This window comes from Amycolatopsis sp. cmx-11-12 (assembly GCF_046269425.1).
GTDB lineage: Bacteria > Actinomycetota > Actinomycetes > Mycobacteriales > Pseudonocardiaceae > Amycolatopsis.
In genome coordinates this window covers 122,765-145,638 of sequence record NZ_JADNQM010000025.1, presented here as the reverse complement: position 1 = coordinate 145,638, position 22,874 = coordinate 122,765, and the positions used below count along the sequence as shown (strand labels likewise).

Below are 22,874 nucleotides of genomic sequence, written 5' to 3'. Positions count from 1 at the left end.
TTACGCTGGGACCCGCGGCCACCAGCCGATCAGGGTTAGTCCACACAACCGACCATGATCAACTGGTGGCCGCACCTGTCTACGGGCAGCCCACCAGCGACATCACGAAGTCCGGCTGGAGTACTAGACTTGGACCAAGAATCCTCCGGTTAACCGGTTCGGATCCTTCCGAGTCGGCCACATTCGATCTAGCAATTTCGCCTTTGGATCGTCTTAGTTCGACTGCGCCCACAGCTGCGGTGGCGTCGATGCCTCAGTCCAAGCCTTCAGGTGGCAGTGCACGTCGGGCTCTATCGCGAACACGCCACCTGATCGGCCGCGTATGTCAACCGGGCCAGGAGGCTGAAATTCTTGACTACTTTCCAAGACAACCGGTGTAGTACCAGCCAACGTTACTGACGAACATCTTCGCGTTGCAGCAGCCGGCCTTCACCGTCTCAGGCGCTCCCCACTGTGCCACCTGGACCGGCTGAACAACCTGCGTATGCGCTCCGCTCCACTGGGTCTGACCAGGTTTGACCACCCACAGCTGTACAAGTCGCCGCTCCCCCACGTTCTTTCATACCGGACGCTGAGATAGCTCAGCTGTCCCCGGGCACCCGGAGTCCTGATGCACAGCCAGTTTCCCTCGATATACAAGCATTTCTCCGCCAGATCGGCCGAAATCGTCGACCCACCCCCGGTGACCGACCAAGCCGGCGGCGCACGGATTCCGAAGAACACAGCCAGGGCACAGATGAATATGACTACCCGCTTTTTGATGCGTCTTGCCATCAAGACACACACAGCTCCTTCGAGGAAGGCCACCACAGGCCCGCGGGTACAGCATTTGCCCGATGCCTTTTGCCACCTCTTTCATAACCGTTCGGACATCACCAGGTCTTCCAGGCGGGCCCGGGCATCGATGGCAGCTTGCATACGACAATCACCCGATGCGCAATCGGTTATCAACAGGAACAGGAGGGTTCCCTTCGGTCAAGATCGCGGTCAGACCGACACAGCCAGCCAAACCCCGAGGCTGACTAGGCTGACCCCGCACGCCACTTCGATCACCTTCACTCCCCGGGCCGGCAACGCGCGCCGGAACAGAACTATGGCCCCCGCACAGATCCAACACCACATCAGTGAGGCGACGAAGAACCCGATGAAAAAGACAGTCATCGACTGCCACGACGATGTCTCACCGAGGACGCCGCTCACGGCGCCGGCGGCACCACCCCAATAGACAACGTTCATGGGGTTCGTCAGAGACATCGCCGCACCGATCGACAACCCACCTCGCGCGGAGTCGGCGTGATCATCATTGGCCAGAACCGCAGAGGCCGGGCGCAAAGCGGCACGCAGCGAGTTGACTCCCAGACCAACCGTGAGCAGGGCACCGGCAAGCACGAGCGGTACCCGCACGCCGTCAAGCAGGAACAGCGCTCCGACGCCGGCGAGCCCCAGGACAGCCCAGACCACATCACCCACCAGCGAGCCGACCTGGACGGCGAACGCACTGCGGAACCCGCCACGCATTCCACGGCGAAGAGACTCTGAGAAGATTGCACCCGGAACGGCATTGAACACCATTCCCAGTCCGAAGGCGAATAAGGCCACGTCGAGCATCACCCGAGGATGCCGCCGCGGAACGCGCTCGGTCTTGTAGATCTGTGACCTACCGGGCCGACAGCCGGATCCGGGACGGCGTCGTCGAGTACGCGGCTTGAATGAGTTTGTGCAGGTGAGCTTGGTCGGTGAAGCCGGCTTGGACCGCGACCTCAGCTGGGCTCTGCCCCTGTCGGAGCAGCCGGCGCGCACGCCGTAACCGCGCCTGAAGGTGCCACGCATACGGCGGAGTCCCGGTCGCCTGCGTGAACCGCCGGGTGAAGGTCTCCCTCGACCATCCCAGATGAGCAGCCAACTGTCCGATATTCACCGGTTCCGACACCCCGCGCTCCGGCCCGTTCAACAGCCAAGCGTGTGCTCGCGCCATCTCAGGGGAAGAGCGCTTTGGCCCGAGGCGAGCTTGATTGAGCACCGCGTTGAGCAACCACTCCACTCGGCCAGGCGTGGTGTCGTCCACCGGCGAGAGGGCCAGCGTCAACAGTTCAGCTCGCAGCACCGGCGCTGTGATGACCGGCTCCTGAAATTCCGCGGCAAAACCGAACCTCCGGATCAAGAACCCCGGGTCGACGTAGACACTGACACATGACCACCGTTCGCCATCGCCAACCGAGGCTTCAGACGATTGCACCTCCCCTGGGTTATACAGGGTCAGTTCATCGGTGCCCAGAGTGAACCGACGCCGGTCCAATCGGACATACTCGATACCACAGACATTCGCGCTGATGACATATTCGTCATGTCTGTGTCGCGTGAACCTGCCTGACGCAGGGGCAGCGACAAAGACCTCGATCCCATCCTGCTCCCATACTCTCATCTCGGCAGTTTACATTCCCTCGAGCGCCATGGGCGCGACGAATCGCCTGGCGACCTCCAGGCATGGGCGATCACGCTTCGGGTTTCGACCCTGAAGCGTGCCAGGAATTTCGAAATATCGGCCCCAGGAACTCATGCCCATACGTCGACGCGGCCCTTACCTCGATGAGCCTGTGCATCCCAAACCCAAGGAAGTGTACATCGCCCTGAATTTGAGCGGCAACTCATCTTCGGCTCCGTGAAAAGTACGCGCAGCCTTGAGTGGAGCGGCGACACGGACACCGCTCCACTCAAGTTCACCAACAGTCGCCTTTGAGCCGAGACGACGCCGACCGCATCATTCCGGACAAACGCATTGTTCGCCAACGAGACAGCAGGCCCTGTTGGCTACGAAGCCAATGTAGCCAACAGCACGACCATCAATCAAGCGGTCAACGATGACAATACAGCCACCTCCGATAACCACGTGCGCATCGATGATGCGGAATCGGCAGGCTTGCTTGCACGGAATCGGCCAGGCCGCAGCCTCCAGGCTCAGCGAAGCACCCCTACGCAGGCACTCTGCCCGACCGGAATAAAGTTTTGCCGAGCTTGGCGCCACTCCTCGACCTAAGCCAACCCGCGGACATTGCGCTCAGGTTCCCGGCAAGCCAATACCGGTCAGCACTTCCTCAGGGAGCTGTACGCATTCACGTTGGCATTGAAGTTTCCTTTGGTACCGGGCTGATAGGTTCCCGATCCACTGCTGTTGTCATATTTCTTGTTAACGTACGCACAGAAGTTGCTGGCGTTGTTGTTTCGCTGACTTTGGGCCCTGTTGTCAAAATTCTGCAAAGCCAGATCAGGCGACCCTGCCTGGAAGTAGGCCATGGCTCCTTGCCCGTCCCAATCATCGAACAGGCACATATAACCCGGCGGGCAGCGGTCGTACCCGGTTGCCGCCTGGGCAACTCCTGGAGCAACCACCAGGCCCGACAAGGCCACCGTCATCAATGCCAGCATTCTATTGATGATCGACATCATCTACCTCTCTCCATTGATTCGATCCCCCAGGAGAAAACGATTCATGAATACGCCTACAACACTCGCGGTTTTCCCCATGGCCACTGGGGCCATCAGCCGCCTCACGCGTCGATACCCGCTCAGCTTGAGAAACACCCGCCGTGAAAGAATCGCCTTATCGTCCGGTATTTCACTCTTGTAAGATTGAACCCTCACACGGCCACACGTCCAGCCTTCACCCGATGCTTAATCTGAAACAATTCATAACCGACCGGGCATCGGCACTCGGGGCTGCCGCAGGGGACGCAGTGTCCTCCACCGCCCATGTCGCGACGTTCGCACTAGGTCCTGCTCAAGCACCCTTCAACGCCGAGCCCGGCCCTTCTCCTTGGCCCGGTTGCCCCTTGGCGATCCAGGCCGCGATCTGCGAGCGCCGATGGAACGACAGCTTCGTCAGGATGTGGTCGACGTGGGTGGAAGCGGTCCGCTGGGAGATCACCAGGGTTTCGGCGATCTGGCGGTTGGTCATTCCCTGGGCCACCAGATGGGCTACCTCGGTTTCCCGCTTGGTCAATGGCCCGCGGGGCGCGGAGTCGGCACCGTCGTCCAGCGCGTATGCCACCGCGGCGTCGATGGACAGGGCGTAGCCCGCGGTGAACTCGGCAGCCGCCGCGTCCAGGCCGAGCCTTCCGGTGACCAGTTCGGTGTCCTTCTCCATGGGCCTGATGAACGCCTCGTACCGGGTCGGGGACGCACCGACCGACGCCCATACCGCCGCCGCCGCTCCGAACAGCTTCGCGGCTCGCCGGTCCTGACCGGTGTGCGCGGCGACGCCTGCGGTGACGGTGAGCGCGAACGCGACAATCGCGCGATCCTGCAGCTGCCGTTCGAGCCGGAGAGTCTCGTGGCAAGCGGCTCGCGCCTGATCGATATCACCCACCAGGTACTCGACGGCCGCCAGCGACCACAGCGCCCACGACCGCCAGAAGATCTCCCCTCGCGCGACCAACTCGTCGACGCAATCGCGCAGAACCTCTCGCCCTTGCTCGAGCCGGCCGGCCAGAGCGAAGGAGATGCCGTAGTTGTACCGGGCCCAGAGTTCTCCACCGAGGTCCCCCTCACCGCGGTGCAGAGCGGTCGACTCTTCGAACAAGGCGGCTGCTTCGGACATGCGGTTACCGATCAGCGCATCGTAACCACGGACGAGCAAGGTATAGGCCCGCGCCGACACATCGTTCACCGCTTCGGACACCGCGGCGGCCTCGGCGATCGTCTGTTCGTAAGCCGGCCGGTCTCCTTGGATCTGCGCGAGGAAGGCATAGGTCCACAGGGCGTGCGCACGCTCGGGTACGTCCTTCGGCGCGAGGTCGAGCAGCTTACGGAGATGTAACCGCCCCTCGGCGGTGATCCCGCGGATGAGCCAGAACTCCTTGCACCGTACAGCGATGCTCAGTCCAACGACGGCGTCGTTCGGGTCTTCCGCGCAGAAGTCCAGCGCCGTCCGCAGGTTGGGATGCTCCCGGCGCAGCCGAGCACTCCAGGCCAGCTGGTCCGGCCCGATCCAGGCCCGCTGATAACGATCGACCAGCCGCAAGCACCAGTCACGGTGACGTCTGCGTAACCGCAGCAACTCGCCGGTGGCGGCCAGCTTCTCCTCGCCGAATTGGCGCAACGTCTCCAGCAGCCGGTAACGAACCACCCCGTGCTGCTCGACCCGCAGCAGCACCGACTTGTCCAGCAGACCATCGAGAACGTCCAGCACTTCGGCCGGGTCAAGCCCCTCGCCGGTGCAGACGTCTTCGGCGGCGCTGAGGTCGAAATCGTGGGCGAACACGGACAGCCTGGCCCACAGCAACTGCTCGGCCGAGGTGCACAGCCGATAGCTCCAGTCGGTCAGCGCGCGCAGGGTCTCATGCCGGTTGAGACCCACTCGCGGTCCACCCGCGGTGAGCAGAGTGAACTGCTCGTTCAGTCGGTCGGCGATCTCGCCTACCGACAGCACACGCAGCCGGACCGCGGCCAGCTCGATCGCCAGCGGAAGCCCCTCCAGTGCGCGGCATAAACGCAGAACGTCGTCGACGTTGTCTTCAGCGACTTTGAAGGACGACACGACGGCCGACGCGCGGTCGGCGAACAGTTGCACCGCAGGGGCGTGACGCGACTCCTTGGTCGGGGTGCCATCCACGGGAACATCCAGCGGCGACAGCGGCAGGATCTGCTCGCCCGCCACCCCGAGGGACTGCCTGCTCGTCGCCAGCAGCACGACGTCCGGGCACTCGCGCACCACCGTTGCGATCAGGCGTGCGCACGCCTCTACCAGATGTTCACAGTTGTCCAGTACGAGCAAGGTACGACGCGTCCGCAACCCCTCGACCAACACCGCCAGGGGTGGCCGTGTCGAGCTGTCCGCCAAGTCCAGCTCTTCGGCGATAGTACCGGGCAGTAGGTCCGGGTCGTGGAGCTCGGCCAAGGAGACGAACACCGCGCCATCGGTGAAGTCCGGGCTCAGCGTCCGTGCCAGCCGCACAGCCATGCGGGTCTTGCCGACGCCGCCCGGCCCGGTCAAGGTCACCACCGAACCCGCTCCCAGCCGGCGGCGGGCTTCCCGGATCTCAGCTTCACGCCCCACGTAGCTGGTCACTTCTGCGGGCAACCGGCTCGAAAGTTTCGCCTCGGCAGCAGTCGTCATTCCGCCTCCGACAACCGGTGCGCGACGTGAAACCTGCACCTTGTGCTAGAGGTACGACCAGCTGTTATCACGGCTCTACAATAACCGTATTGTGATCATTGTACTGCGCAACCGTGACATCACTGTATGCGACTAGCGCGGCACGTCGACCCCCTGCCACCCGTCCACCACCCAGGCGACAGTCCTCGACAGTCTCGATGTCGAGGGGCGCACCCGTCAGCCCCCGGGCCGGACGACTGATACCTCCGTGGCTTATTCGTGCGCTCGGCAGCGCCGAAGCAAGCCCCCAGGTACCCGGCTGGAAGGTGTCCGCACCGGCACTGTTGTCGTAGTTTACGTTGACATACATACAGAATGAGCTCGTATGCCGGTTACGCCAGCTCCTGGTGCGGTTGTCGAAGTTCTGCAACGCCAGGTCCGGCGAACCGATTTCGAAGAACGCCATCGCGCCCTGCCTGTTCTCTTCCGCGAAGAGACACATATGACCCGAGTGGCAGCGGTCGTACCCGGTGGCGGCGTCCGCCGAAGGCGCATCGACGACCACAGCGGACAGGGCGATCCAGGCGGCCGGATGCCCTGTCCACCGTTTCCTGGGACTGGCTCAGCCTGTCACGCCTTGCATCGGACGGACCTATCGGTCGAGACACCGGTCGCGGAGTTGTAGAAAATGGATCCGTGCTGGAAGTCGCTGCAACGACCGCCCGGCACATCCAGTTCGCCCGACGTGGGGTAACCGAGGTAGGAACGTTCCCATCCGAGCTCTTGCCACCGCTTCTTGATGCCGCCGTAGATCAGGTGCGGCCCGGTGGCCACCGTCCAATAGATGGAGCCTCCACCGGCGAAGTGATTGAATCGGCCGACTCCGTCCGGGGTGGAGGTTTCGTCGGTAGTGGGTGCCCCGAACGCCCAGTGATGCAGCCCGTCCTCCTGGAGATACTTGGCGAAGATGTGCCCTTCCATGTGCTTCACGCCGATCGCCTCGGTCCAGGTCAGACGCCCATTCTGATAGTCGCGGTAGCGGACCGCGCCCTCGACCTTCTCGTTCGAGATGGGCTCACCGATCCGGGCGCGGACCTGACTGCGTTCAGCCAGCGGCGCTGGATGGCCGTCGTACTCGGGTTGCCGCCGTGGACACGCCAGAGCCGGTCGTTCGCGTACAGTGCCGACGCGTCGAACGCATTCGCGCCACTGTTGTTGGCGGCCCACAACCGGCTGTGTGGTGACGAAGAAAGCGGCCGGGCACACCCTTGGCCTCCAAGGTCACGCCGCCGGCTTCAGTGCGGCTGCACCAAGTCGCGTCGGTACGGAACCGATCCGTACCGTCGCTCGGAGAGCCGCGCGGGCATCCTCAAGTTCCCCTCGCGATCCCGTGTCGTCTTCACCAGCGCGATCCGCCGGCCCGCGCGAGCATGTCCATCACCAGCTGGCGCCCGAAATCGCGGACGGACTGGTCAGCCGAATCGGTCAACCGGTGGCCCAGCCAGACAGGCCCCAGCTCGTCCGTCCGGTCACCGACGAAAGCGCGGTGCGCCTCACCGGTCAACTCGTTCGTGCGAGCGGCGCCCGCCATCAGAGGAAACGCCTGGTCAAGCGCTGATTCGATCTTCCCTGACACGGAAGAGGTCATAGCCGGTACGAGGCGATGATCTTCCAGGCCGTCTCGAGTTGCGTGTCACCATACGTGGCATGCGAGCACGGGAAAGCTCCCTTGGCCTCGGTTACAGTCATCGCTCAAGATGCACCTTGTGGTCGGCTACTGACGAGCCAGGCCATTCAGTCAGGTGACTGTAGGTGTCTTTCGCCTGGCGCTAGGGGACTTTCCCGCGTTGAACGCCGGAAAGTCCCCTACGTAGTCCCTAGTACTCCAGTCGTAGATCGTGATCTTCATGCCGAAGTGGCTTGTCGCCGGTAGTGGCTGGCCTGGGATCGGGCCTGGTGGCGGCGCCGCCAGTCGGACCAACCGAACCGGTGGGCGGCATCGTGGACGGGGCGGACGACGAGGGTGATGAACAGGCGCTGGATCTCGTTGCAGGTGAGCGGGATGAGGGCATCGGGTGTGGGGCGGGTGTGCTCGTCTGCGCGTACGACGGCGAGGAAGGCGTGCGCGAGCATGGCGAGGGTGACCCAGCGGGACCAGGAGGCGTAGCGGCGGACCTGGTGCTCGTCGAGTGCGGCCAGGTGGTTTTCTCAGCAAGGCCCGCGGCGCGGCAGCGGTCGGAGTCGGAGGTCCAGGAGCGCGGAACGTAGAGTTCCCGGTCCACAGCGGCGTGGCCGCGCTGACCGGCGTAGACCAGGTAGACGGCGACTTGGGAGTTTTCGATCCGGCCGGCGGTGCCGGTGTACTGGCGCTGGACGCCGACCGTGCCAGTGCCCTTCTTCACATCGCCCGTCTCGTCGACGACCAGCACCGCCTGATCGTCGTGCAGGTGCTCCACCACATAGCTGCGTATGTCGTCGCGGACCTGATCGGCATCCCACTTGGCCCTGCCCAGCAGGTGCTGCATGCCGTCCGGCGTCGTGTCGCCGGCCCACTCGGCGATGGTCCAGCAGTTCTTGCGCGGCAGGTCGGACAGCAGTCCGAGCACCAACTTTCTCATCCGGCGCCGGGGTTCGACCCGGGCGAACCGACCCGCAACCCGGCCCATGAGGTTCTCGAATGCCTCCTGCCATCGGGCGGGGTTCCCGTTGGGCCCGGCGGTCACCATCTGGCCGCCAGAGGCAGGAGGTTCTTTCACAGGCCCAACTGGTCGCGCATCGCGTCGGCGTCGATCAGGGCCCAGTGCTCGACGATTCGGCCGTTGCGGACGCAGACCATGTCCAAGCCGAGGACTTCGTAGCGTCGGCCGGAGTCCGTGTGGGTGCTCCGGATGGTGTACCGGTTGACGGAGGTGTCGCCGGAGACGACGTTCTGCTCGATCGTCACCGAGACGTCGTGGAACGCGCTGTCCGCGCTCGCCTGCTCCCACTTTTGTCGCCAGGCTTCGCGTCCCCGGTGATCGCCCTGGGTGCCTCCCCGGTGGTCGACGACCTCGGGGTCGATCAGCTTCAGCGCGTCTTCGAGCCGGCCTTCCAGGATCTGCGCGTAGCTCTCGACGCAGCGCCGGTGAATCTCTCCCGGCCCTGGATACGCGGTGTCTTCTGCTCCCTGTGGCATGCGGAGTCTCCTCTGGTGGGAATACATGAGGCCGCAAGTGGGGAGTTCCCCGTTTGCGGTGTTCGGCTACCGTAACCGGGGAAGTCCCCGATTAGCAAGGAGGGTCATGCCATCGCAGAGCGCCGGACCTGCGCCGCGTTCGGAACCCCAGCGTCGTCGTCGCGCGGACGCTCAGCGCAACTACGACCTGCTCGTGGCCGCGGCCAGGGGCGTCTTCCACGACCACGGCGTCGACGCCCCGCTTGACGACATCGCCCGCCGGGCCGGCGTCGGCAACGCCACGATGTATCGGCACTTTCCGACACGTCGCGAACTGATCATCGCCGTCTACTCCGAGGAAGTGGCCGAACTCTGCACCCGGAGCCAGTCCCTACTGGCCGAGGATCCTCCTGGCGACGCCCTCTTCGGCTGGCTTCAGGATTTCATCGCACACCTGGCAGCCAAGCGGGAACTGGCGCTGTCGATCACCGATGACCGCACCGGTCAGCGCTCCGCGCTGTTCGGCCGCTGGCACCACTCGATGCATACAGCCGCGACCGCACTGCTGACCCGGGCGCAAAACGCCGGTGCTGTCCGCGCCGACCTCACCGCATCGGAACTCCTCGCCCTGGCCAACGGGATCGCCCTGACCACCACCGACGCCAGTCAAGCAAAGCGACTCGTCCTCCTGATCAGACAGGGCACGGACACTCCCTCGACACCGGCCGACAGCATCCGCTGAAAGCGGCAAGCACGACGCCGACTTCCGCCGCGTCCTCGAAACACGCGCTCTGGACCGCTGCTGCGAGCCACTCTCAGGTATGAAGATCGCGATCTACGACTGGAGTACTAGCACCAGCCGACGTTCCAGCGGTCGATCTGGTACGAAGTGGTGCCTCCCCAGAGCGTTGCCCAGATCCTCAGATGGGTCTGTCAAACGAACGGTGTAACTCGGGTTGAAGGGGAATTACTTGCGTCCGGCGGCCAGGCGGCCGTCGAAGGCGATCTCGAACGCGTTCAACGCTGGTTTCCAGCGCATGGTCCAGCGTTTCCGGCCGGCGCCGGTCGGGTCCAGGCTCATGATCGCCATGTAGACGCACTTGAGCGCGGCCTGTTCGTTGGGGAAGTGCCCGCGGGCTTTGACGGCGCGGCGGATGCGGGCGTTGACGCTCTCGATGGCGTTGGTGGAGCAGATCACCCGGCGGATCTCCGGATCGAAGGCCAGGAACGGTACGAACTCGGCCCAGGCGTTGTCCCACAATCGCATGATGGCCGGATACCGGCTGCCCCACGTGTCGGCGAACTCGGCGAACCGCTCGCGCGCGGCGGCCTCGGTCGGCGCGGTGTAGACCGGTTTGAGTGCCTTGGCGATCGGATCCCAATGCTGGCGGCCCGCGTAGCGGAAACTGGTGCGCAGCAAGTGGACAACGCAGGTCTGAGTGATCGTCTGCGGCCAGACCGTGGTGATCGCGTCGGGCAGCCCGGTCAGGCCGTCGCAGACGACCATGAGCACGTCGGCCACGCCACGGTTCTTCAGTTCGGTGAGCACGTGCAGCCAGTACTTGGCTCCTTCACCGCCGTCGCCGGCCCACAAGCCTAAAATATCGCGGCGGCCCTCGCAGGTCACCGCCAACGCGACGTAAATCGGCCGGTTCGCGACCTTGCCGTCCCGGATCTTCACGTGGATCGCGTCGATGAAGATCACCGGATAAACCGGGTCCAGCGGCCGATTCTGCCACTCGACCATGCCCTCGACCACCTTATCGGTGATGGTGGAGATCGTCTGCCGCGACACCTCGGCACCATAAACCTCGGCCAGGTGCGCGGAGATCTCACCGGTGGTCAATCCCTTGGCAGCCAAGGAAATCACCATCTCATCGACCCCAGTCAGGCGTTTCTGCCGCTTCGCGACGATCTTCGGATCGAAGCTGGCGTCCCGGTCACGGGGCACGTCGATCTGCACCGGGCCCACGTCGGTCAGCACGGTTTTGGAGCGGGTGCCGTTACGTGAGTTACCGGTCCCACGGCCGGCCGGGTCGTGCTTGTCATAGCCCAGGTGGTCGGTGATCTCGCCGTCCAGGGCGGACTCCAGCAGCCGCTTGGTCAGCTGCTGCAGCACCCCGCCCTCGCCGGTCAGCTTCAGCCCACCGGCCTTGGCACGATCCACCAGCTGCGCAACAAGTTGGTCGTCCAGCCCGTCCAAACCGGTCTCGGACTTCGAGCCCTCAGCGTTCTCCACGCCGGACATCATGTCGGTCATCAGATGCACTTCCATGATCGGGAGTTACACCGAACGTTTTACAGTCCCCCTCAGATCGCCGTAGTCGAGAATGTCGTACAGGCCCTGGCCTTTGTTGGTGAATCGGAGGAGGGCTCCGTTGTACCACAGCGGCGTGTTGTCCTGGATGATGCACTGATAGAGCTCTTCACGTGGCGATGCCGACGCTTCGGCGCCACCAAATCCCACGGCGGCTGCGCAGACCAGGCCAGTGAGAAGAATTCTTGTCGCGACAGGCATGGTTTCTCCTAAAGGCTCTTCCGCCTCCGAACGAAGGCGAAACCATGCCTATCGCGACGTATTCGGGTGAGTGCAAGGTAAATCTCTGGTGAGCCTGCCTTCACCGGGGCCGAGCAGGGTGTCCACGAGCGCGGCGGTTTCCTCGTCGAGGTCGACGTCGAGTGCGGCCGCGATATCGGCCAGCTTGTCGGCGGTGGCTTTCACTGCGGCGAGGTTTCCCGCTCGGTGCTCTACTTGGAGAAGGTCTCGATAGAGGAGTTCGCTGACAGGTTCGGCGAGGAGGCCTCGGAGGATCGCGCGGCGTGCCGCTGGTAGATCGCCGGCCTGTTGGCAGATTTCGGCCAGGGTGTGTGCGGCGTCGACGATGGCGTCGATCATTTCTCGTTGGTGCCATGAGTTCCAGGCGTATCGACCAGGCCCGATGTTGCTGAAAGGCATGCCTATGACGAGCTCGAGTGCTGCTTCGAGCCGAGCCCGCCGACCTGAGGCGTCACGGTTCGGACCGGGGCCGGCGAGTTGCCGGAACCGATTCCAGTCACTGTTCATCGACTTCGACAGGCGGTAGCCGCCTCCGTTGGCTTCGATGTTCGGGAGGTAGAGGTCACCGTTCTCGTCGTGGCCGAGCCAAGTCCGCAGGCGGGAGATGTAGCCCTGCCGGGTCGCCGGGGACCAGGGGCGGGTGTCCGTTCCGAGCTGTCGGGAGATTTCGTCGGCCGTCGCGCCGGGGTGCAGGAGCAGGAAGGAGGCGAGTTCGGTGAGCCGGTTGATCTTCTTGCCCTCGACCTTCATCAGGTCGACGTTGTGCAGCCCGACCGGTCCGAGAAGTCTCAGCTCGGGTCCCTGCGCCGACAACGGTTCGAACGGAACATTCGGGTAGTCGTCTGCGGGGACCTGCTCGGCGTTGGTCTCGGCAGTGAGCGTCGCGATGAGGTCTTCCGCCTGATCGGCGGCGAGGCGCTGGAGCTCGATTTCGATGCCGAGATCGTCGATCAACGTGGACTTCGCGGAAGCATCGAGCGTCCAGCCATCCGGGACCGCCGCGCCTAGGGCAACCACGGCGGCGAGGCACTCATGCTGCTCCACATCGAAAGGTTCAGCGGACAGGACCACACTCGTGGATGTCGCGCCTGCCTTAGAGAACTCGTCCGCCGAAATGAAGTGACGGAAGCGATCAGGGTTGTGCGCCGCGGTTGCGTGACCGAAGCCGATCAATATCACGGGGACGGACTCGCACCAAGCTGATGTCGCCAGCTCCCAGGCCATGGCCAACAGGACCGGCTCGACTTGTTCCGCGGCCCCGTCGAGTGTGATCGTGCCGATCTCTGCGAGATTGACCATGACAAGGTCACGGCGATGGTCGTGACCGACTGTGACAAGAGCCGGATAGGGCGCTGGGACTCCGTCCAGCTCGTCGGCATCCAGCGAATCGGCGAAGGATTCGCTCTGTTCCTGCGGATACAGGACCACACCACGGCTGCCTACCACCGCGGACCGGACGACCGGCGGCGAAGTGCCCTCCTCTCGGACGCGATAGGCAAGACTGCGTAGCGCGACGTCAAGAGCCTCGGCCGTGGCGGGTTCCTCGGCTTTCCTGAGCGCGGTCTCCAGGTCCGTGGGCGGTGGGCGGCGGATTCGCTGTCGCGGACGGCGCCGTCGTTGAGCGAGCATCCTGCGCCGGGCGAAGGTCGCCAGAATGCCGGCGGCGAGAAGCCCTCCGAGCCCGACGGCGACGAGGGGTACGACGCTGTCGTCGCTGGTGGGGGCGACTTCGACGGGCGCCGGAGCAGGGGTCGGTGCTGGCGCTCGCTCCGGCGAAGGCGACTTCGGTTCCGGGGGCCGGGCAGCTGGCGGCGCAGGCTCTGGCTCGGGCCCACAGCCAGGTGGAGCGACCTGCGCAGAAGCCGAGCCTCCAGATGCTGCTCCCCCACCATGCGCAGGCGTAGCCGCTCCGGGAAGTTGAAGGACATCGCCGGGATGGATCAGATCCGGGTCGTCCAGGATCCGGCCTCCAGACAGCGGCCGACCTCGGTTGAACTCGAAGATCTCGACGTACCGAGCAGCCGAACCGAGGTGCCTCTGAGCGATCTGAGACAGCGTGTCACCAGCGCCGACGACGACTTCGACGCATTGTGGTCCGGCAGGCAGCGCGAGACGCCAACCGGGCTTGATCAGGTCGACGCTTCGGAGAGCCTCTCCGTCTGCCTGACGCCGGCCCTGGTTCAGATCGAAGATCTCCTGGTAGCGACTCTCGTCTCCGAGCTGCTCGGCCGCGATGGTCATCAGTGAGTCGCCCGGCACGACTGTGTACCCGCCAGCGACCGGAGGATCGGCCTCATCCGCGATCTGGTGGCTTCTCTGTCCGGAGGCCTGCGGGGCGCCGATGGAAGCCGGGGCGGCAGGCTGCGAGGCCTCCGCGGCGGTCGTGCCGACCACCAGTCCGAGGAGGACACCGGCTACGAGTCGTTGTGCCCAGCGGAATCCAGGCAGTCGCGGTGCAGCCACTCCACGCGCTAGTGCGACGCATTCGAGCATGACGGCGACGACGAGTTGCAACCAGGCGACCACCCCGGCGGCCGCCACCACGAGAAGGAACACCTGACCGGTGTCTTGCTCGGTGATCCAGCCGACGACTTCAGGGAAGGTCGGCACGTGGTCTGGCAGGAACACCGACCTGAAGGTCCACAGCAGGAGCGGCGGCCCGACGATGAGCAGAGCGAGACCCATGACACCGAGGAGGATTCGCGCGAACCTTCTCATAGCGGTGCTCCTATCCGTCGGAGACGAGATCGGCGGCGCCGTGGCCGCGCACGGAGAACTCCGATACTCCGATGACGCTGAGGAAGATGGTGGTTCTGGCGATCGTGGTGTCGACGACGAGCCGGTTTCCCTCCACAGAAACGGTTCCGGCAGTGCCCGTCGCCGCGAGGTAGCGCTCCGCTTCAGCGACGGCTTGCTGCGGGTTGACGTCTGCGACCTGACCGGCGGCAAGAGCCTGAACGTGGAGCGCCTGCCCCGCTGCGCGCGCGGCTTCCTCGGCGACCGACGTCGCCTCCGAATGGGCTTGGGCCTTGCGGCTGCCGTCGACCGCCCACCCGATCGCGATGATCAGCGCAATACTCAGCCCCACCAGCCACACCGAGACGGAGCCGCGTTCACCGCGCAAGCGGATCATCGGCGGGCTCCGTAGCGATCGATCGGTGATCGGAACTCGGAAGCCGCTAGTCGCGAGCCCGGGATCATGAGATCGCCGAACGCGATCTCACAGCTGACGGTGGCGATCACGTAGCCGGTCTCGCCGAGCGGCTTGGCGAAGTCTCGAGCATCGACAGCGATGTTGAGCTGGGCGCAGTTCAAGCCCTGCTGAGCGATGACAGCTCGCGCCCGTACCTCGGCTACCGACGCCGCGGCATGGCCGTCACGGGCGATGGAAGCCGCGCGTGCGGCAGAGCGGGCCGCCTCGTCCACCGCGGATTCCGCGGTGATGACCCGCATTCCGACCAGCGCGAGTCCGAAAAGGACGATCAACGCCGACATGCCGATCACGACTTCGACGTTCACATCGCCACGGTCACTGCGCTTCATGGCGTCAAATGCTCGATCGGCCCCGACGCACGCTGGCTCACCGAGAACCGCGCGAACGGTACGAGTGAGGCGGCCTCGGCGGTGACGATGACGGTGACGTTCCGGCCGTCGCTGGTGGCTTCGGCGTTCACATTGGACAGCCAGCTGCCGGTCACCCGGCTGACGTAGTTCTGTGCGTACTGCTCAGCGGCCACCACGTCGACGGGCGACAACCGCGCGGCGTTGACGCCATCCCGCGCCGCTTCCAAGGCCACGTTCCGCCCCAGGAAGACCACAACGACTTGCAGGACAACCCAGGTGACCAGGAGAAGTGCGCCCAGGCAGAGGAGTGCCGACACGTTCTCGTCGCCGCGCTCGCCAGTCAGCCGGTTGGCGCGGCGTCGGAGGTTCATTGCCCTCCGATCAGCGGCAGCTTGCCGTTCACGAAGGCCGTGACCGCTCCGGCGATCGCCGTGGCCAGCACGAGACCGAGTACGGCGTAGATTGCTTTGGTGATGTTTTCGTCGCCGCGCTCACCCTCGCGCGCGAACTGTGCTCCGCGCTTCTGCAAGACGCATCCGATCACGAGTACGGCGAACTGCAGGCGGGCCACCACTGTTTTGAACATGGGCTTTTCCTCTGTTTCAGGTGCCGAGCATCGTGAAGATGCCGGGGAAGGCTAGAAAGACGATAAACGCCAGGCCCATCACGGCAATCGGCATGTCCATCCGATCCGAACGGATCGACGAGCCGGTCTTCTGATCCGCTAGGCCTTGTTGGGCAATCGATGCCGCTTTCGAACACAAGGTGTCCGCGATGCTCGCTCCGCCCTCGCCCGCGCTGGTGATGATGTGGCCAAGATCCCTGAGTTCCCGAACACCCAGCTCATCGGCAAGGCGCTCAAGACCCTCCCACGGCATCCGGCCGCGCAAGGACGCTTCATTCATCGCCATCCGGATCCGGTGAAACGCCCAGCCATCACCCAACGAGGCCGGATAGCGCATCGCTTCGACCGGACCGCGGTCGCCGAGACGCCCGAGAGCGACAAGGTGCGCGTAGGCGACCAGGGCACCTCGGAACGCCGCCCGCGCCTTCTGCGCCTTGGCGCGCAGCAGGAGCCGCGGAAGCGTCCAGCCGAATGCTGCCGCGCACAGCGACATCGCTCCCGTCAGGAACACCGGTGCCCCAGTGCCGAGGAGCGCGAGTGCAGCGCTCGTCAGCGGAACCGCCAGGGCTCCGGCCGACGCGGAGCCGATGCGGTTCAGCATGAAGGATTCGCGAGTCTGGCCGACAAGGTCGAGGTCTGTGGTCGGCGCCCGCGCTCCGCAGCGGTCAGCGAGCCGGATCGCCGCTCGGAAGGCTGGATTCAGCGACGAGCTGTCCGAGACGACAGGCGGACCGTTCAGGACATCGCTGAGCCGGAGACGTCCGGGCACGTATGCCGCGACGACCAGTGTCGTGCCACCGGCGATCCCCAGCGCCAGCAGTATGAGTTGGCCGAGCGTGCTCATGTCCGCCGCCGAGACCGTTCGGAGAAGAACCGGGCGGCCGGCGGCTCGAGGCCCAACTGGCGCAGCCATACCGCGGATGCACCGACCAACCCGAGCACCACAGCCAGGACAATCTGACCAACCGGTGTGGCGTAGGCCGAGGTGTACATCGAGCTACCGAAAAGCGCGATCCCCACGAACATCGCCGCCCAGATGCCGAGCAGGACCCGCGCGGTAGACCTCCTCCGGGCCCGTTCGGATTCCGCCATTCGGCGAGCGACGATGTCCTCCGCAACCTGGCGAGCGAGCGCACGCAGCAGATCGGCGACCCCTGAGCCTTGGCGGTGTGCGACGCAGAGGCCTGCCACCGCGGCATCCCCGATCTGGTCGTCGATGTCGTCGGCGAACTCGAGCAGGGCTTCCTGCACGTCCCAGGTCCGCAGGCGATAGGCCAGCGTGGTCAGCTCGCGGGCGAGGCATTCAGGCGCTTCGCGCGTGGAGCTCTGTATGGCGCTGACGAGCCCCGTGTTGCCCGCGGCCATAACGTCGCAGAGACGTCGCAGCCAGGTTTCCAGGGCTTCCAGTCGCTCGATGCGCTGCTTGGCGATCGCCCCCGCTGAGAAAAGCCACGGCAGGAAGACGATGAAGACCGTGATGGCCACCCCGGCGATCGGCCAGCCGGAGACAAGCCAGACCAGAGCGCCCGCTGACAGCGCGAGCGGTCCTCGCCAACGCAGGCCACGAGGCCGCCGAAGTACCTTCGGCTGGAAAACGAGCCTTCGCCGTCGGCCGACACCGAACGCTCCGGCGACGATGAGGGCCAGGCCGCCGATGAGACCGGCACCGAGCAGAACGAGGACGAGTTCAGACATGGGCCCACTCCCCATCGCTGCCACAGGTCAGCCAGTTCCGGTCAAATCCGGCGCGCTCGTAGTCCTCGATGTCGGTCGGCAGATTCCCAGTCGGCACCGAACGACGACCTGCAGCACGTTGGAAGAGGTAGGTCCGTGCAGGTCGCCCGTACTCGCCGGCCTCGACGGAGACGATCTCGGCGACGTAGCGATCGAGGCTGCTTCCGTCGGCGACGAGCTCGACGTGCACGATGAGATCGATCGCATGTGCCACCGTTTCGTGCGCCAGCTCGGGAGTCCACGCAGAGTTCCCCTCAAGGCAGAGACGGGCCATCCGGTTGATGGCGTCCCCCGCGTTCCGCGCGTGCAGCGTGGAGAGTGAGCCCGATCCGCCCGTCGAAAGCGCATCGAGCATCGGAATGATCTCGCGGCCGCGGACCTCGCCCACGATCGTGCGCGTGGTGTGCATGCGCAGCGACTGCCAGACCAAGTGCGACAGGTCGGCGACGGTGCTGCCGGACCGCTCCGAATTACCGATCCGTTCTTCGAACGCGACGACGGCGGGAAAGCGATCACGATGCCGGTGCAGGCCGAGTTCGAACTCGGTCTCCAGTGTCGCAAACCGTTCGTCCGGAGGGATCTCCCAGCAGAGGGCCCGCAGGAGTGTCGTCTTCCCCGCCCGTTGCCTGCCGCAGACGACGATGTTCTTCTCCGCTCGCACCGCCGCGCGCAAGAGTGCGAGCTGCGCCGTCGAGATCATCCCCCGCTTCTGGAGGTCTGCCAGCCCGGTCTTGGCCAGCCGGTGCCGTCTGATGGAGACGTGCGGGCGGTCGCTGACTTCAATGGTGGCGGCCAGGCGCTCCCCGCCAGGTAGTTCCATGTTCAGCAGCGGTGACGTGCTGTTGATGGAGCGTTCGGTCCGGCCGTGGCGGGCGGCCAGACGCTGTAACCAGCGAAGCAAGGCTTCATCGGTCGGCGCGATCCGGGGTGCACGCATGACGGTGCCGTCCGCATAGGACAGCCAAACGGGCTCGTTGCCGATGATGTCGATGTTCTCGACGCCCTCGTCCGCCAGGAGCGGCTCCAGGCGTCCCAGGCCGAACATCTCCGCCATCACGGCCTGCTTGACGAACCACTCCTTGCCAGGGTCAAGGAACGGCCTGCCTTGGCCAGCCCACTCCTTGATCGCAGCCGAGAGAACCTCGTCGATCAGCTTTCCTGCGAGCGCACGCTCGAAGCCTCCTGATTCCGGCTCACTACGGCGTGCCATCTCTTCTTCAACTTGCTTCGCGAGAGCCTGTTGGACACGATCGACAAGTTCGTCCGCTCCGGCGAAGTCCTGCTCAACCAACATGCCGGTCTCCTCCCCCAGCAGAGGCGGCTGGCCGCGGAATCGATGGCGGGGGCGGCCTCCGCACGAGCTCACGTCGTGGCCTCTCTTGCCTGGCGGGTGCCTGCTCAAGGATCGCCCGCCCTCGAAGCCTTCGCGACCGAGTGAAGGCTCGCTTGCCGATTTCGAACGCGAGCTTCCGGGACGTTTCAAGCAACGACGAGGTCTCGAAGCGTTTGCTTGGCCTAAAGGTGTCAGTGAACTGCGTGGCGGCAGACGGATCCCACGGCATCTCACCGACAACCGGAAGACCGAGTTTCGCGAACTGCCTCTCGACCTCCTTGAGTGGAAACCCAGTGGGAGTAGCCGCAACAACGACCACCAAGCCGTCGTCCGCTGTACCGAGTAGGCCGATCTCCTCGCGAATCAAGTCCACAGAGGACGACAGAGCTCGGAGCGAATGCCGGTCGTTGCGTACGACCAGCACCGTCAGGTCTGCGTTCCCCAGGACAGCATGCGGCATACCGCGAGAACGGAGCCGACCACAATCCGCCAGGACGTCGACCGACTCCCAGGTCCGGAATGCCAGCGCCAGTCGCTGCCATTGCAGGCTTTCCGCAATCCGAGTCGTTTGCGGCCCAGGCAGGAGAAAGTGTCGTCCGGTGCCGTCCGGCAGCGTGATCGCCTGCTGCCACAACGCCTGCGGCAACGGCATCGTCCGCGCGGCCAGCATCGCCTCGAACATCCCTCGGTGGCCGAGGGAACCGCCCGGGTCGAACACCGCGAGCGCCTGGCCGCCGGACGGATCGCACTCCGCGGCGACAGCGTGCCGCGGCCATGCCCACGTCAAGGCCAGCGTCGCGGCCGACGTTCCCGGACTTCCGCGTAGGGAAGTGAATGTGATCAGCATGGTTCGCTCACCTCCCCGGCAGCAGAACGATCGCGACCGTGCCCACGGATCCCTTGGTCGCGAGCTTCGGGCCCTGGTGCTCGGCCACGACGACATCGACAACTCGAAGTCCGGTCTGATCCCGCTCCCCCACGCGAACGACTGTCCCTTGCACCGGCTCCCAGGTTTCGGTCACTGTGCCGCCCTGGCCAGAAGGAACGAGGAGAACAGGCTTTAACGGCTCCAGCGGAGTCGCCGGGAGCTGAGCCGGCTTGACGGCGATACCCAGCAGTTGTTCTCCCGGCCTTGGCGGGAGCTCACCTCCGACCGCCTGCGCGGTCAGCACGCTCCCCGGCCAGAGATTCGTCGTGGCCTTCCGCCCGATGAACTGCGACCGGTCCTTCCAAAGGACTGGTGTGAGGCCAGGATCAGGTCGGACCTGGACCTCGCGCACGGAGCTGTCGAGGACGACCCGCCCGTATCGGACAGGAGCGGCGATACCTACCGCGGCGATCGTCGTGTCGACGTTCCGGTAGATGAACACGGTCCCGGTCGCGCACAGCGCAGCCAGTACGAGCCCCACGAGGATCAGGAGCTTCGAGGGGCGCCGCCGAAGTGGGCGGACCTCAGGCGCGAGCGGTGACTTCTCGAGTTGAGCCGGGTCATTCATGGCCGTCCTCCCCGGAGTTCAGCGTGCGGATTTCGCGGACGGGCAACCTGGCGCTCGATGTCAGGTCCATCGCCTCGGAATCGGACATCCCGCCGCCGGACCAGCTGATCTCCCAGTGGCCGGTCGCGGCGATGGGGAAGGCGCCGGAAGGGGCCTTCGTCAGGTAGACGTGCCCGCAGTCAGGTGACGCAAGGCCAGCTCTGTCCTCGGTGAACGGCGTGCCCGGTCCAGCGCAAGCTTTCGTCGCGCCGTCGCCCATCGACCAGGTGATGCGAGTGAGCTTGGCAGTGGCCGTCACGCTGACGGTTCCGGCGGTTGCCGTCCGAGTGACCGGACCGGTGGTGGCGTCGCTTCGTGCGCTCCACATCCACACCGGAAAGCCGATCGTGGCTCCGTGCGGCGAATCGGCGGGCGGCGCCAGCCTGATGTCGGGCGCGGACAGTCCCATCTGGTCGATCGCCTGCCGAGCGAGTTCGGCGGGCGAAACCTGCGGGACAGCGGGGGGCTCGGATCCGTTGGGCACGTAAGCCACCCGAGCGTCGCCGGGATACCCACCGCCGGGCCCGCCGACGCCGCAGATCATCACGACCAGCCGCCCCTTCGACGCGTCGTTTCCCGCCCACATCGGGTCGCCGCTCGCCGGCTGGGGGATCGCCATCGGAACGCATTGCGGAGCAGGTCCGCTGCGCTTTCCCGGGCTGGCTGGTCCGGTCCCCGGCTGGCCTCCCTCGCGGCCTGGCCGGCCGGGGTCCGTCGCACCGACCCAGCAGGTCCCGCGCACGCCCGAGGATTGGCAACCGCCTGGGCCTGGCGCCGGGCCGGCCCAGGCCGCCGCCGGGCTGACCATCGCGGTCACCAGCAGCGCCGAGCCGATCGTCTTCGTCAGCATGGCTTCTCCAAGGCGGCTTCGACGACCTGGACCAGCCACCGGTCGTTCAGGCTGGCGTACCGGACGACCTCGGCACGGAACTCGTACCGTCGCGGCTGGTCCGGGTTGTCGAGAACCCGCCCCTGCTCGCCCGGTTTGTCGCTGATCAGGTGGAGTCCAGTCCGGTCCAGGCAGTCGGTGATCTTGATCCGCGGGTCGCGCTCGTCGAGCGACACCGCTGCCACCGCCGGGGAACGCCGGTAGTCACCCTCCATATGCGACGGCACGGAGGCCAGGTTCTGGATTTCCGCGAGGTGGCGCGTCAGCTCCGGGTCGACGAGGTACTCGCCCAGAGCCGAACGCCAGTCCTTCGACTGAGGCGCCTTCTCCGCGGCAGTGCTGACGCGCCAGTAACCTTCGTAAGCCTCGAGCGCTTTCTGCTTCGCCACGTCCTCGGCTGTCGGGACTTGGCTTGATGTTGGGGGTACCGGAGGTGCGGCTGGCGCGGTGGAAGGCGGACTTCCACCCTCGCTGCACGCGGCCGTAGTGGCCGCGATGAGCAAGGCGATCAAGAGCTTGGACTTCATGTCACGCTCCCCTGAGGCTGATGATCACGGAACCGCTTGCCGCGGCCAGAGCCGGGCCGAGGTGTTCTGAATCGACGATCACGTCGATGACGACCGCCCCGGAAGAGTCCGGTGAACCGACTCCGGCGACCCGGGCGAAGAACGCGTTGCCCACCGGCGATGGCGGGTTGCAGGGCTGTGCCTGCGGCAATACAGTCACGCAGACTTGCGCATGCGGCCAAAGGGGCTGACTCGGTCGGTGGCCGGCTTCCGCGCGCAGGCCAACCAGCTGAAACCCAGGTCCCGGCACCCCCTCCGGTATGAGGCTGGCCGCGGCGAGGAGCGTCCCCTTCTGAAGGCCGACGGCCGGCGCCCGGCCGATCACAGCGGCTCGGTCGGACGCTCGGACGAAGCGGACGTCGTGGTCAGGGACCAGGTCGACAGTGGCCAGGTCTGATTCGGTGAACGGCTGACTCGCGCCGACATCCCTGGCCAGCACAAGCGCGGGCACTGTCCTGTCTCTGAGGACAGCGACGAGATGGACGATGACCAGAACGAACACCAGAGCGACGACCACCGTGGCGAGGTTGAGCCAACGCGACGAGCGCTTCGATGGCGGCTCCGGATGGGATACGCGTCGTCGAGCCTTCTTCAGACGCTCGGTGAAATCGGTGACGGTCATCTTCCGACCTCGGCATCCAGATCGGCGGGATCCACCTGCTCGATGACGCGCCGCCAGATCCGGCACTCATCGCACCAGACGTACCGGCTCAACAGCTCTTCGTCGTCTTCGCCTGCAGGGACCTTCGTTCGATCACCGCAGTCGAGAACGTATTCGGCTGGCATCCGGCCTCCCTCCGTGAACCTGTCTGAAGGCGAAGGCCGG

Annotated in this window: 24 protein-coding genes and 1 pseudogene; 1 reads left to right on the top strand and 24 read right to left on the bottom strand. The window is 65.3% G+C overall.

Annotation, left to right across the window (positions count from 1 at the left end; genetic code table 11):
* Positions 1-987 precede the first annotated feature (987 nt).
* From ACLARN_RS29635 to ACLARN_RS29595, 9 genes and pseudogenes are all read right to left on the bottom strand, one after another.
* Entirely contained in the window at positions 988-1,608 is a 621-nt protein-coding gene (locus ACLARN_RS29635; RefSeq protein WP_409494756.1) for a LysE family transporter, read from the bottom strand.
* 49 nt (positions 1,609-1,657) lie between these two features.
* On the bottom strand, positions 1,658-2,422 hold the full coding sequence (locus ACLARN_RS29630; RefSeq protein WP_409494755.1) for a helix-turn-helix domain-containing protein: 765 nt from the start codon (positions 2,420-2,422) through the stop codon (positions 1,658-1,660).
* Positions 2,423-3,081: 659 nt separating this feature from the next.
* Entirely contained in the window at positions 3,082-3,444 is a 363-nt protein-coding gene (locus ACLARN_RS29625; RefSeq protein ID WP_409494754.1) for a peptidase inhibitor family I36 protein, read from the bottom strand.
* 331 nt (positions 3,445-3,775) lie between these two features.
* Positions 3,776-6,112 (bottom strand): ATP-binding protein, encoded by a 2,337-nt coding sequence (locus tag ACLARN_RS29620; RefSeq protein ID WP_409494753.1) that lies wholly within the window; start codon positions 6,110-6,112, stop codon positions 3,776-3,778.
* Between the two features lie 67 nt (positions 6,113-6,179).
* Positions 6,180-6,656: a peptidase inhibitor family I36 protein gene (locus tag ACLARN_RS29615; protein ID WP_409494752.1), complete on the bottom strand. Its 477-nt coding sequence runs from the start codon at positions 6,654-6,656 to the stop codon at positions 6,180-6,182.
* Between the two features lie 65 nt (positions 6,657-6,721).
* Positions 6,722-7,357, bottom strand: coding sequence for an LGFP repeat-containing protein (locus ACLARN_RS29610; RefSeq protein ID WP_409494751.1), 636 nt, complete (start codon positions 7,355-7,357; stop codon positions 6,722-6,724).
* A gap of 133 nt (positions 7,358-7,490) precedes the next feature.
* Positions 7,491-7,682: a hypothetical protein gene (locus tag ACLARN_RS29605; RefSeq protein ID WP_409494750.1), complete on the bottom strand. Its 192-nt coding sequence runs from the start codon at positions 7,680-7,682 to the stop codon at positions 7,491-7,493.
* Between the two features lie 613 nt (positions 7,683-8,295).
* Positions 8,296-8,757 (bottom strand): annotated as a pseudogene (locus ACLARN_RS29600) (IS701 family transposase); the annotation flags it as partial.
* An 86-nt stretch (positions 8,758-8,843) separates the two neighbouring features.
* Positions 8,844-9,266, bottom strand: a complete 423-nt coding sequence (locus ACLARN_RS29595; protein ID WP_409494749.1) for an ester cyclase — start codon at positions 9,264-9,266, stop codon at positions 8,844-8,846.
* Between the two features lie 106 nt (positions 9,267-9,372).
* On the opposite strand from ACLARN_RS29595, the gene ACLARN_RS29590 reads away from it, so the two are divergent.
* Positions 9,373-9,987 carry a TetR/AcrR family transcriptional regulator gene (locus ACLARN_RS29590; protein WP_409494748.1) on the top strand — a complete coding sequence of 205 codons (615 nt, stop codon included), beginning with the start codon at positions 9,373-9,375 and terminating at the stop codon, positions 9,985-9,987.
* A 225-nt stretch (positions 9,988-10,212) separates the two neighbouring features.
* Here the strand turns inward: ACLARN_RS29590 and ACLARN_RS29585 are convergent, their stop codons facing one another.
* The 15 genes from ACLARN_RS29585 to ACLARN_RS29515 all read right to left on the bottom strand — a co-directional run bounded on the left by ACLARN_RS29585 (position 10,213) and on the right by ACLARN_RS29515 (position 22,834).
* A complete protein-coding gene (locus tag ACLARN_RS29585) occupies positions 10,213-11,520 on the bottom strand; it encodes an IS256 family transposase (protein ID WP_409494747.1) in 1,308 nt (435 codons plus the stop codon).
* 9 nt (positions 11,521-11,529) lie between these two features.
* A complete protein-coding gene (locus tag ACLARN_RS29580; RefSeq protein ID WP_409494746.1) occupies positions 11,530-11,763 on the bottom strand; it encodes a hypothetical protein in 234 nt (77 codons plus the stop codon).
* A gap of 48 nt (positions 11,764-11,811) precedes the next feature.
* Positions 11,812-14,196, bottom strand: coding sequence for a LysM peptidoglycan-binding domain-containing protein (locus ACLARN_RS29575; protein ID WP_409494745.1), 2,385 nt, complete (start codon positions 14,194-14,196; stop codon positions 11,812-11,814).
* A 334-nt stretch (positions 14,197-14,530) separates the two neighbouring features.
* A complete protein-coding gene (locus ACLARN_RS29570) occupies positions 14,531-14,935 on the bottom strand; it encodes a pilus assembly protein TadG-related protein (RefSeq protein ID WP_409494744.1) in 405 nt (134 codons plus the stop codon).
* Complete coding sequence (locus tag ACLARN_RS29565) at positions 14,932-15,345, bottom strand: hypothetical protein (protein WP_409494743.1); 414 nt, start codon at positions 15,343-15,345, stop codon at positions 14,932-14,934. Before ACLARN_RS29565 ends, ACLARN_RS29570 begins: the two co-directional genes overlap by 4 nt.
* Positions 15,342-15,737, bottom strand: coding sequence for a hypothetical protein (locus tag ACLARN_RS29560; RefSeq protein WP_409494742.1), 396 nt, complete (start codon positions 15,735-15,737; stop codon positions 15,342-15,344). Before ACLARN_RS29560 ends, ACLARN_RS29565 begins: the two co-directional genes overlap by 4 nt.
* Positions 15,734-15,952, bottom strand: coding sequence for a hypothetical protein (locus ACLARN_RS29555; protein ID WP_409494741.1), 219 nt, complete (start codon positions 15,950-15,952; stop codon positions 15,734-15,736). Before ACLARN_RS29555 ends, ACLARN_RS29560 begins: the two co-directional genes overlap by 4 nt.
* 16 nt (positions 15,953-15,968) lie before the next feature.
* The gene (locus ACLARN_RS29550) at positions 15,969-16,835 is read right to left on the bottom strand and encodes a type II secretion system protein (RefSeq protein ID WP_409494740.1); all 867 of its coding nucleotides are present in this window, start codon (positions 16,833-16,835) and stop codon (positions 15,969-15,971) included.
* Positions 16,832-17,686: a type II secretion system F family protein gene (locus ACLARN_RS29545; protein ID WP_409494739.1), complete on the bottom strand. Its 855-nt coding sequence runs from the start codon at positions 17,684-17,686 to the stop codon at positions 16,832-16,834. The genes ACLARN_RS29550 and ACLARN_RS29545 overlap by 4 nt, the downstream gene beginning before the upstream one ends.
* On the bottom strand, positions 17,679-19,019 hold the full coding sequence (locus ACLARN_RS29540) for a CpaF family protein (RefSeq protein WP_409494738.1): 1,341 nt from the start codon (positions 19,017-19,019) through the stop codon (positions 17,679-17,681). Before ACLARN_RS29540 ends, ACLARN_RS29545 begins: the two co-directional genes overlap by 8 nt.
* A gap of 893 nt (positions 19,020-19,912) precedes the next feature.
* Positions 19,913-20,554, bottom strand: a complete 642-nt coding sequence (locus ACLARN_RS29535; RefSeq protein ID WP_409494737.1) for a flagellar biosynthesis protein FlgA — start codon at positions 20,552-20,554, stop codon at positions 19,913-19,915.
* On the bottom strand, positions 20,547-21,443 hold the full coding sequence (locus tag ACLARN_RS29530; RefSeq protein WP_409494736.1) for a hypothetical protein: 897 nt from the start codon (positions 21,441-21,443) through the stop codon (positions 20,547-20,549). The genes ACLARN_RS29535 and ACLARN_RS29530 overlap by 8 nt, the downstream gene beginning before the upstream one ends.
* Entirely contained in the window at positions 21,437-21,871 is a 435-nt protein-coding gene (locus tag ACLARN_RS29525) for a hypothetical protein (protein WP_409494735.1), read from the bottom strand. Before ACLARN_RS29525 ends, ACLARN_RS29530 begins: the two co-directional genes overlap by 7 nt.
* 139 nt (positions 21,872-22,010) lie before the next feature.
* Positions 22,011-22,670, bottom strand: a complete 660-nt coding sequence (locus ACLARN_RS29520) for an SAF domain-containing protein (RefSeq protein WP_409494734.1) — start codon at positions 22,668-22,670, stop codon at positions 22,011-22,013.
* Complete coding sequence (locus ACLARN_RS29515) at positions 22,667-22,834, bottom strand: hypothetical protein (protein ID WP_409494733.1); 168 nt, start codon at positions 22,832-22,834, stop codon at positions 22,667-22,669. The genes ACLARN_RS29520 and ACLARN_RS29515 overlap by 4 nt, the downstream gene beginning before the upstream one ends.
* Between the last annotated feature and the right edge of the window lie 40 nt (positions 22,835-22,874).

What these genes read in the sequence shown, in the direction of transcription:
- ACLARN_RS29625 (WP_409494754.1), bottom strand. Translation starts at nt 3,444, where the DNA reads ATGATGTCGATCATCAATAGAATGCTGGCATTGATGACGGTGGCCTTG.
- ACLARN_RS29620 (WP_409494753.1), bottom strand. Translation starts at nt 6,112, where the DNA reads ATGACGACTGCTGCCGAGGCGAAACTTTCGAGCCGGTTGCCCGCAGAA.
- ACLARN_RS29570 (WP_409494744.1), bottom strand. Translation starts at nt 14,935, where the DNA reads ATGATCCGCTTGCGCGGTGAACGCGGCTCCGTCTCGGTGTGGCTGGTG.
- ACLARN_RS29520 (WP_409494734.1), bottom strand. Translation starts at nt 22,670, where the DNA reads ATGACCGTCACCGATTTCACCGAGCGTCTGAAGAAGGCTCGACGACGC.
- ACLARN_RS29540 (WP_409494738.1), bottom strand. Translation starts at nt 19,019, where the DNA reads ATGTTGGTTGAGCAGGACTTCGCCGGAGCGGACGAACTTGTCGATCGT.
- ACLARN_RS29595 (WP_409494749.1), bottom strand. Translation starts at nt 9,266, where the DNA reads ATGCCACAGGGAGCAGAAGACACCGCGTATCCAGGGCCGGGAGAGATT.
- ACLARN_RS29560 (WP_409494742.1), bottom strand. Translation starts at nt 15,737, where the DNA reads ATGAACCTCCGACGCCGCGCCAACCGGCTGACTGGCGAGCGCGGCGAC.
- ACLARN_RS29550 (WP_409494740.1), bottom strand. Translation starts at nt 16,835, where the DNA reads ATGAGCACGCTCGGCCAACTCATACTGCTGGCGCTGGGGATCGCCGGT.
- ACLARN_RS29545 (WP_409494739.1), bottom strand. Translation starts at nt 17,686, where the DNA reads ATGTCTGAACTCGTCCTCGTTCTGCTCGGTGCCGGTCTCATCGGCGGC.
- ACLARN_RS29580 (WP_409494746.1), bottom strand. Translation starts at nt 11,763, where the DNA reads ATGCCTGTCGCGACAAGAATTCTTCTCACTGGCCTGGTCTGCGCAGCC.
- ACLARN_RS29590 (WP_409494748.1), top strand. Translation starts at nt 9,373, where the DNA reads ATGCCATCGCAGAGCGCCGGACCTGCGCCGCGTTCGGAACCCCAGCGT.
- ACLARN_RS29605 (WP_409494750.1), bottom strand. Translation starts at nt 7,682, where the DNA reads ATGGCGGGCGCCGCTCGCACGAACGAGTTGACCGGTGAGGCGCACCGC.
- ACLARN_RS29635 (WP_409494756.1), bottom strand. Translation starts at nt 1,608, where the DNA reads ATGCTCGACGTGGCCTTATTCGCCTTCGGACTGGGAATGGTGTTCAAT.
- ACLARN_RS29530 (WP_409494736.1), bottom strand. Translation starts at nt 21,443, where the DNA reads ATGCTGACGAAGACGATCGGCTCGGCGCTGCTGGTGACCGCGATGGTC.
- ACLARN_RS29630 (WP_409494755.1), bottom strand. Translation starts at nt 2,422, where the DNA reads ATGAGAGTATGGGAGCAGGATGGGATCGAGGTCTTTGTCGCTGCCCCT.
- ACLARN_RS29555 (WP_409494741.1), bottom strand. Translation starts at nt 15,952, where the DNA reads ATGTTCAAAACAGTGGTGGCCCGCCTGCAGTTCGCCGTACTCGTGATC.
- ACLARN_RS29535 (WP_409494737.1), bottom strand. Translation starts at nt 20,554, where the DNA reads ATGAATGACCCGGCTCAACTCGAGAAGTCACCGCTCGCGCCTGAGGTC.
- ACLARN_RS29515 (WP_409494733.1), bottom strand. Translation starts at nt 22,834, where the DNA reads ATGCCAGCCGAATACGTTCTCGACTGCGGTGATCGAACGAAGGTCCCT.
- ACLARN_RS29565 (WP_409494743.1), bottom strand. Translation starts at nt 15,345, where the DNA reads ATGAAGCGCAGTGACCGTGGCGATGTGAACGTCGAAGTCGTGATCGGC.
- ACLARN_RS29585 (WP_409494747.1), bottom strand. Translation starts at nt 11,520, where the DNA reads ATGGAAGTGCATCTGATGACCGACATGATGTCCGGCGTGGAGAACGCT.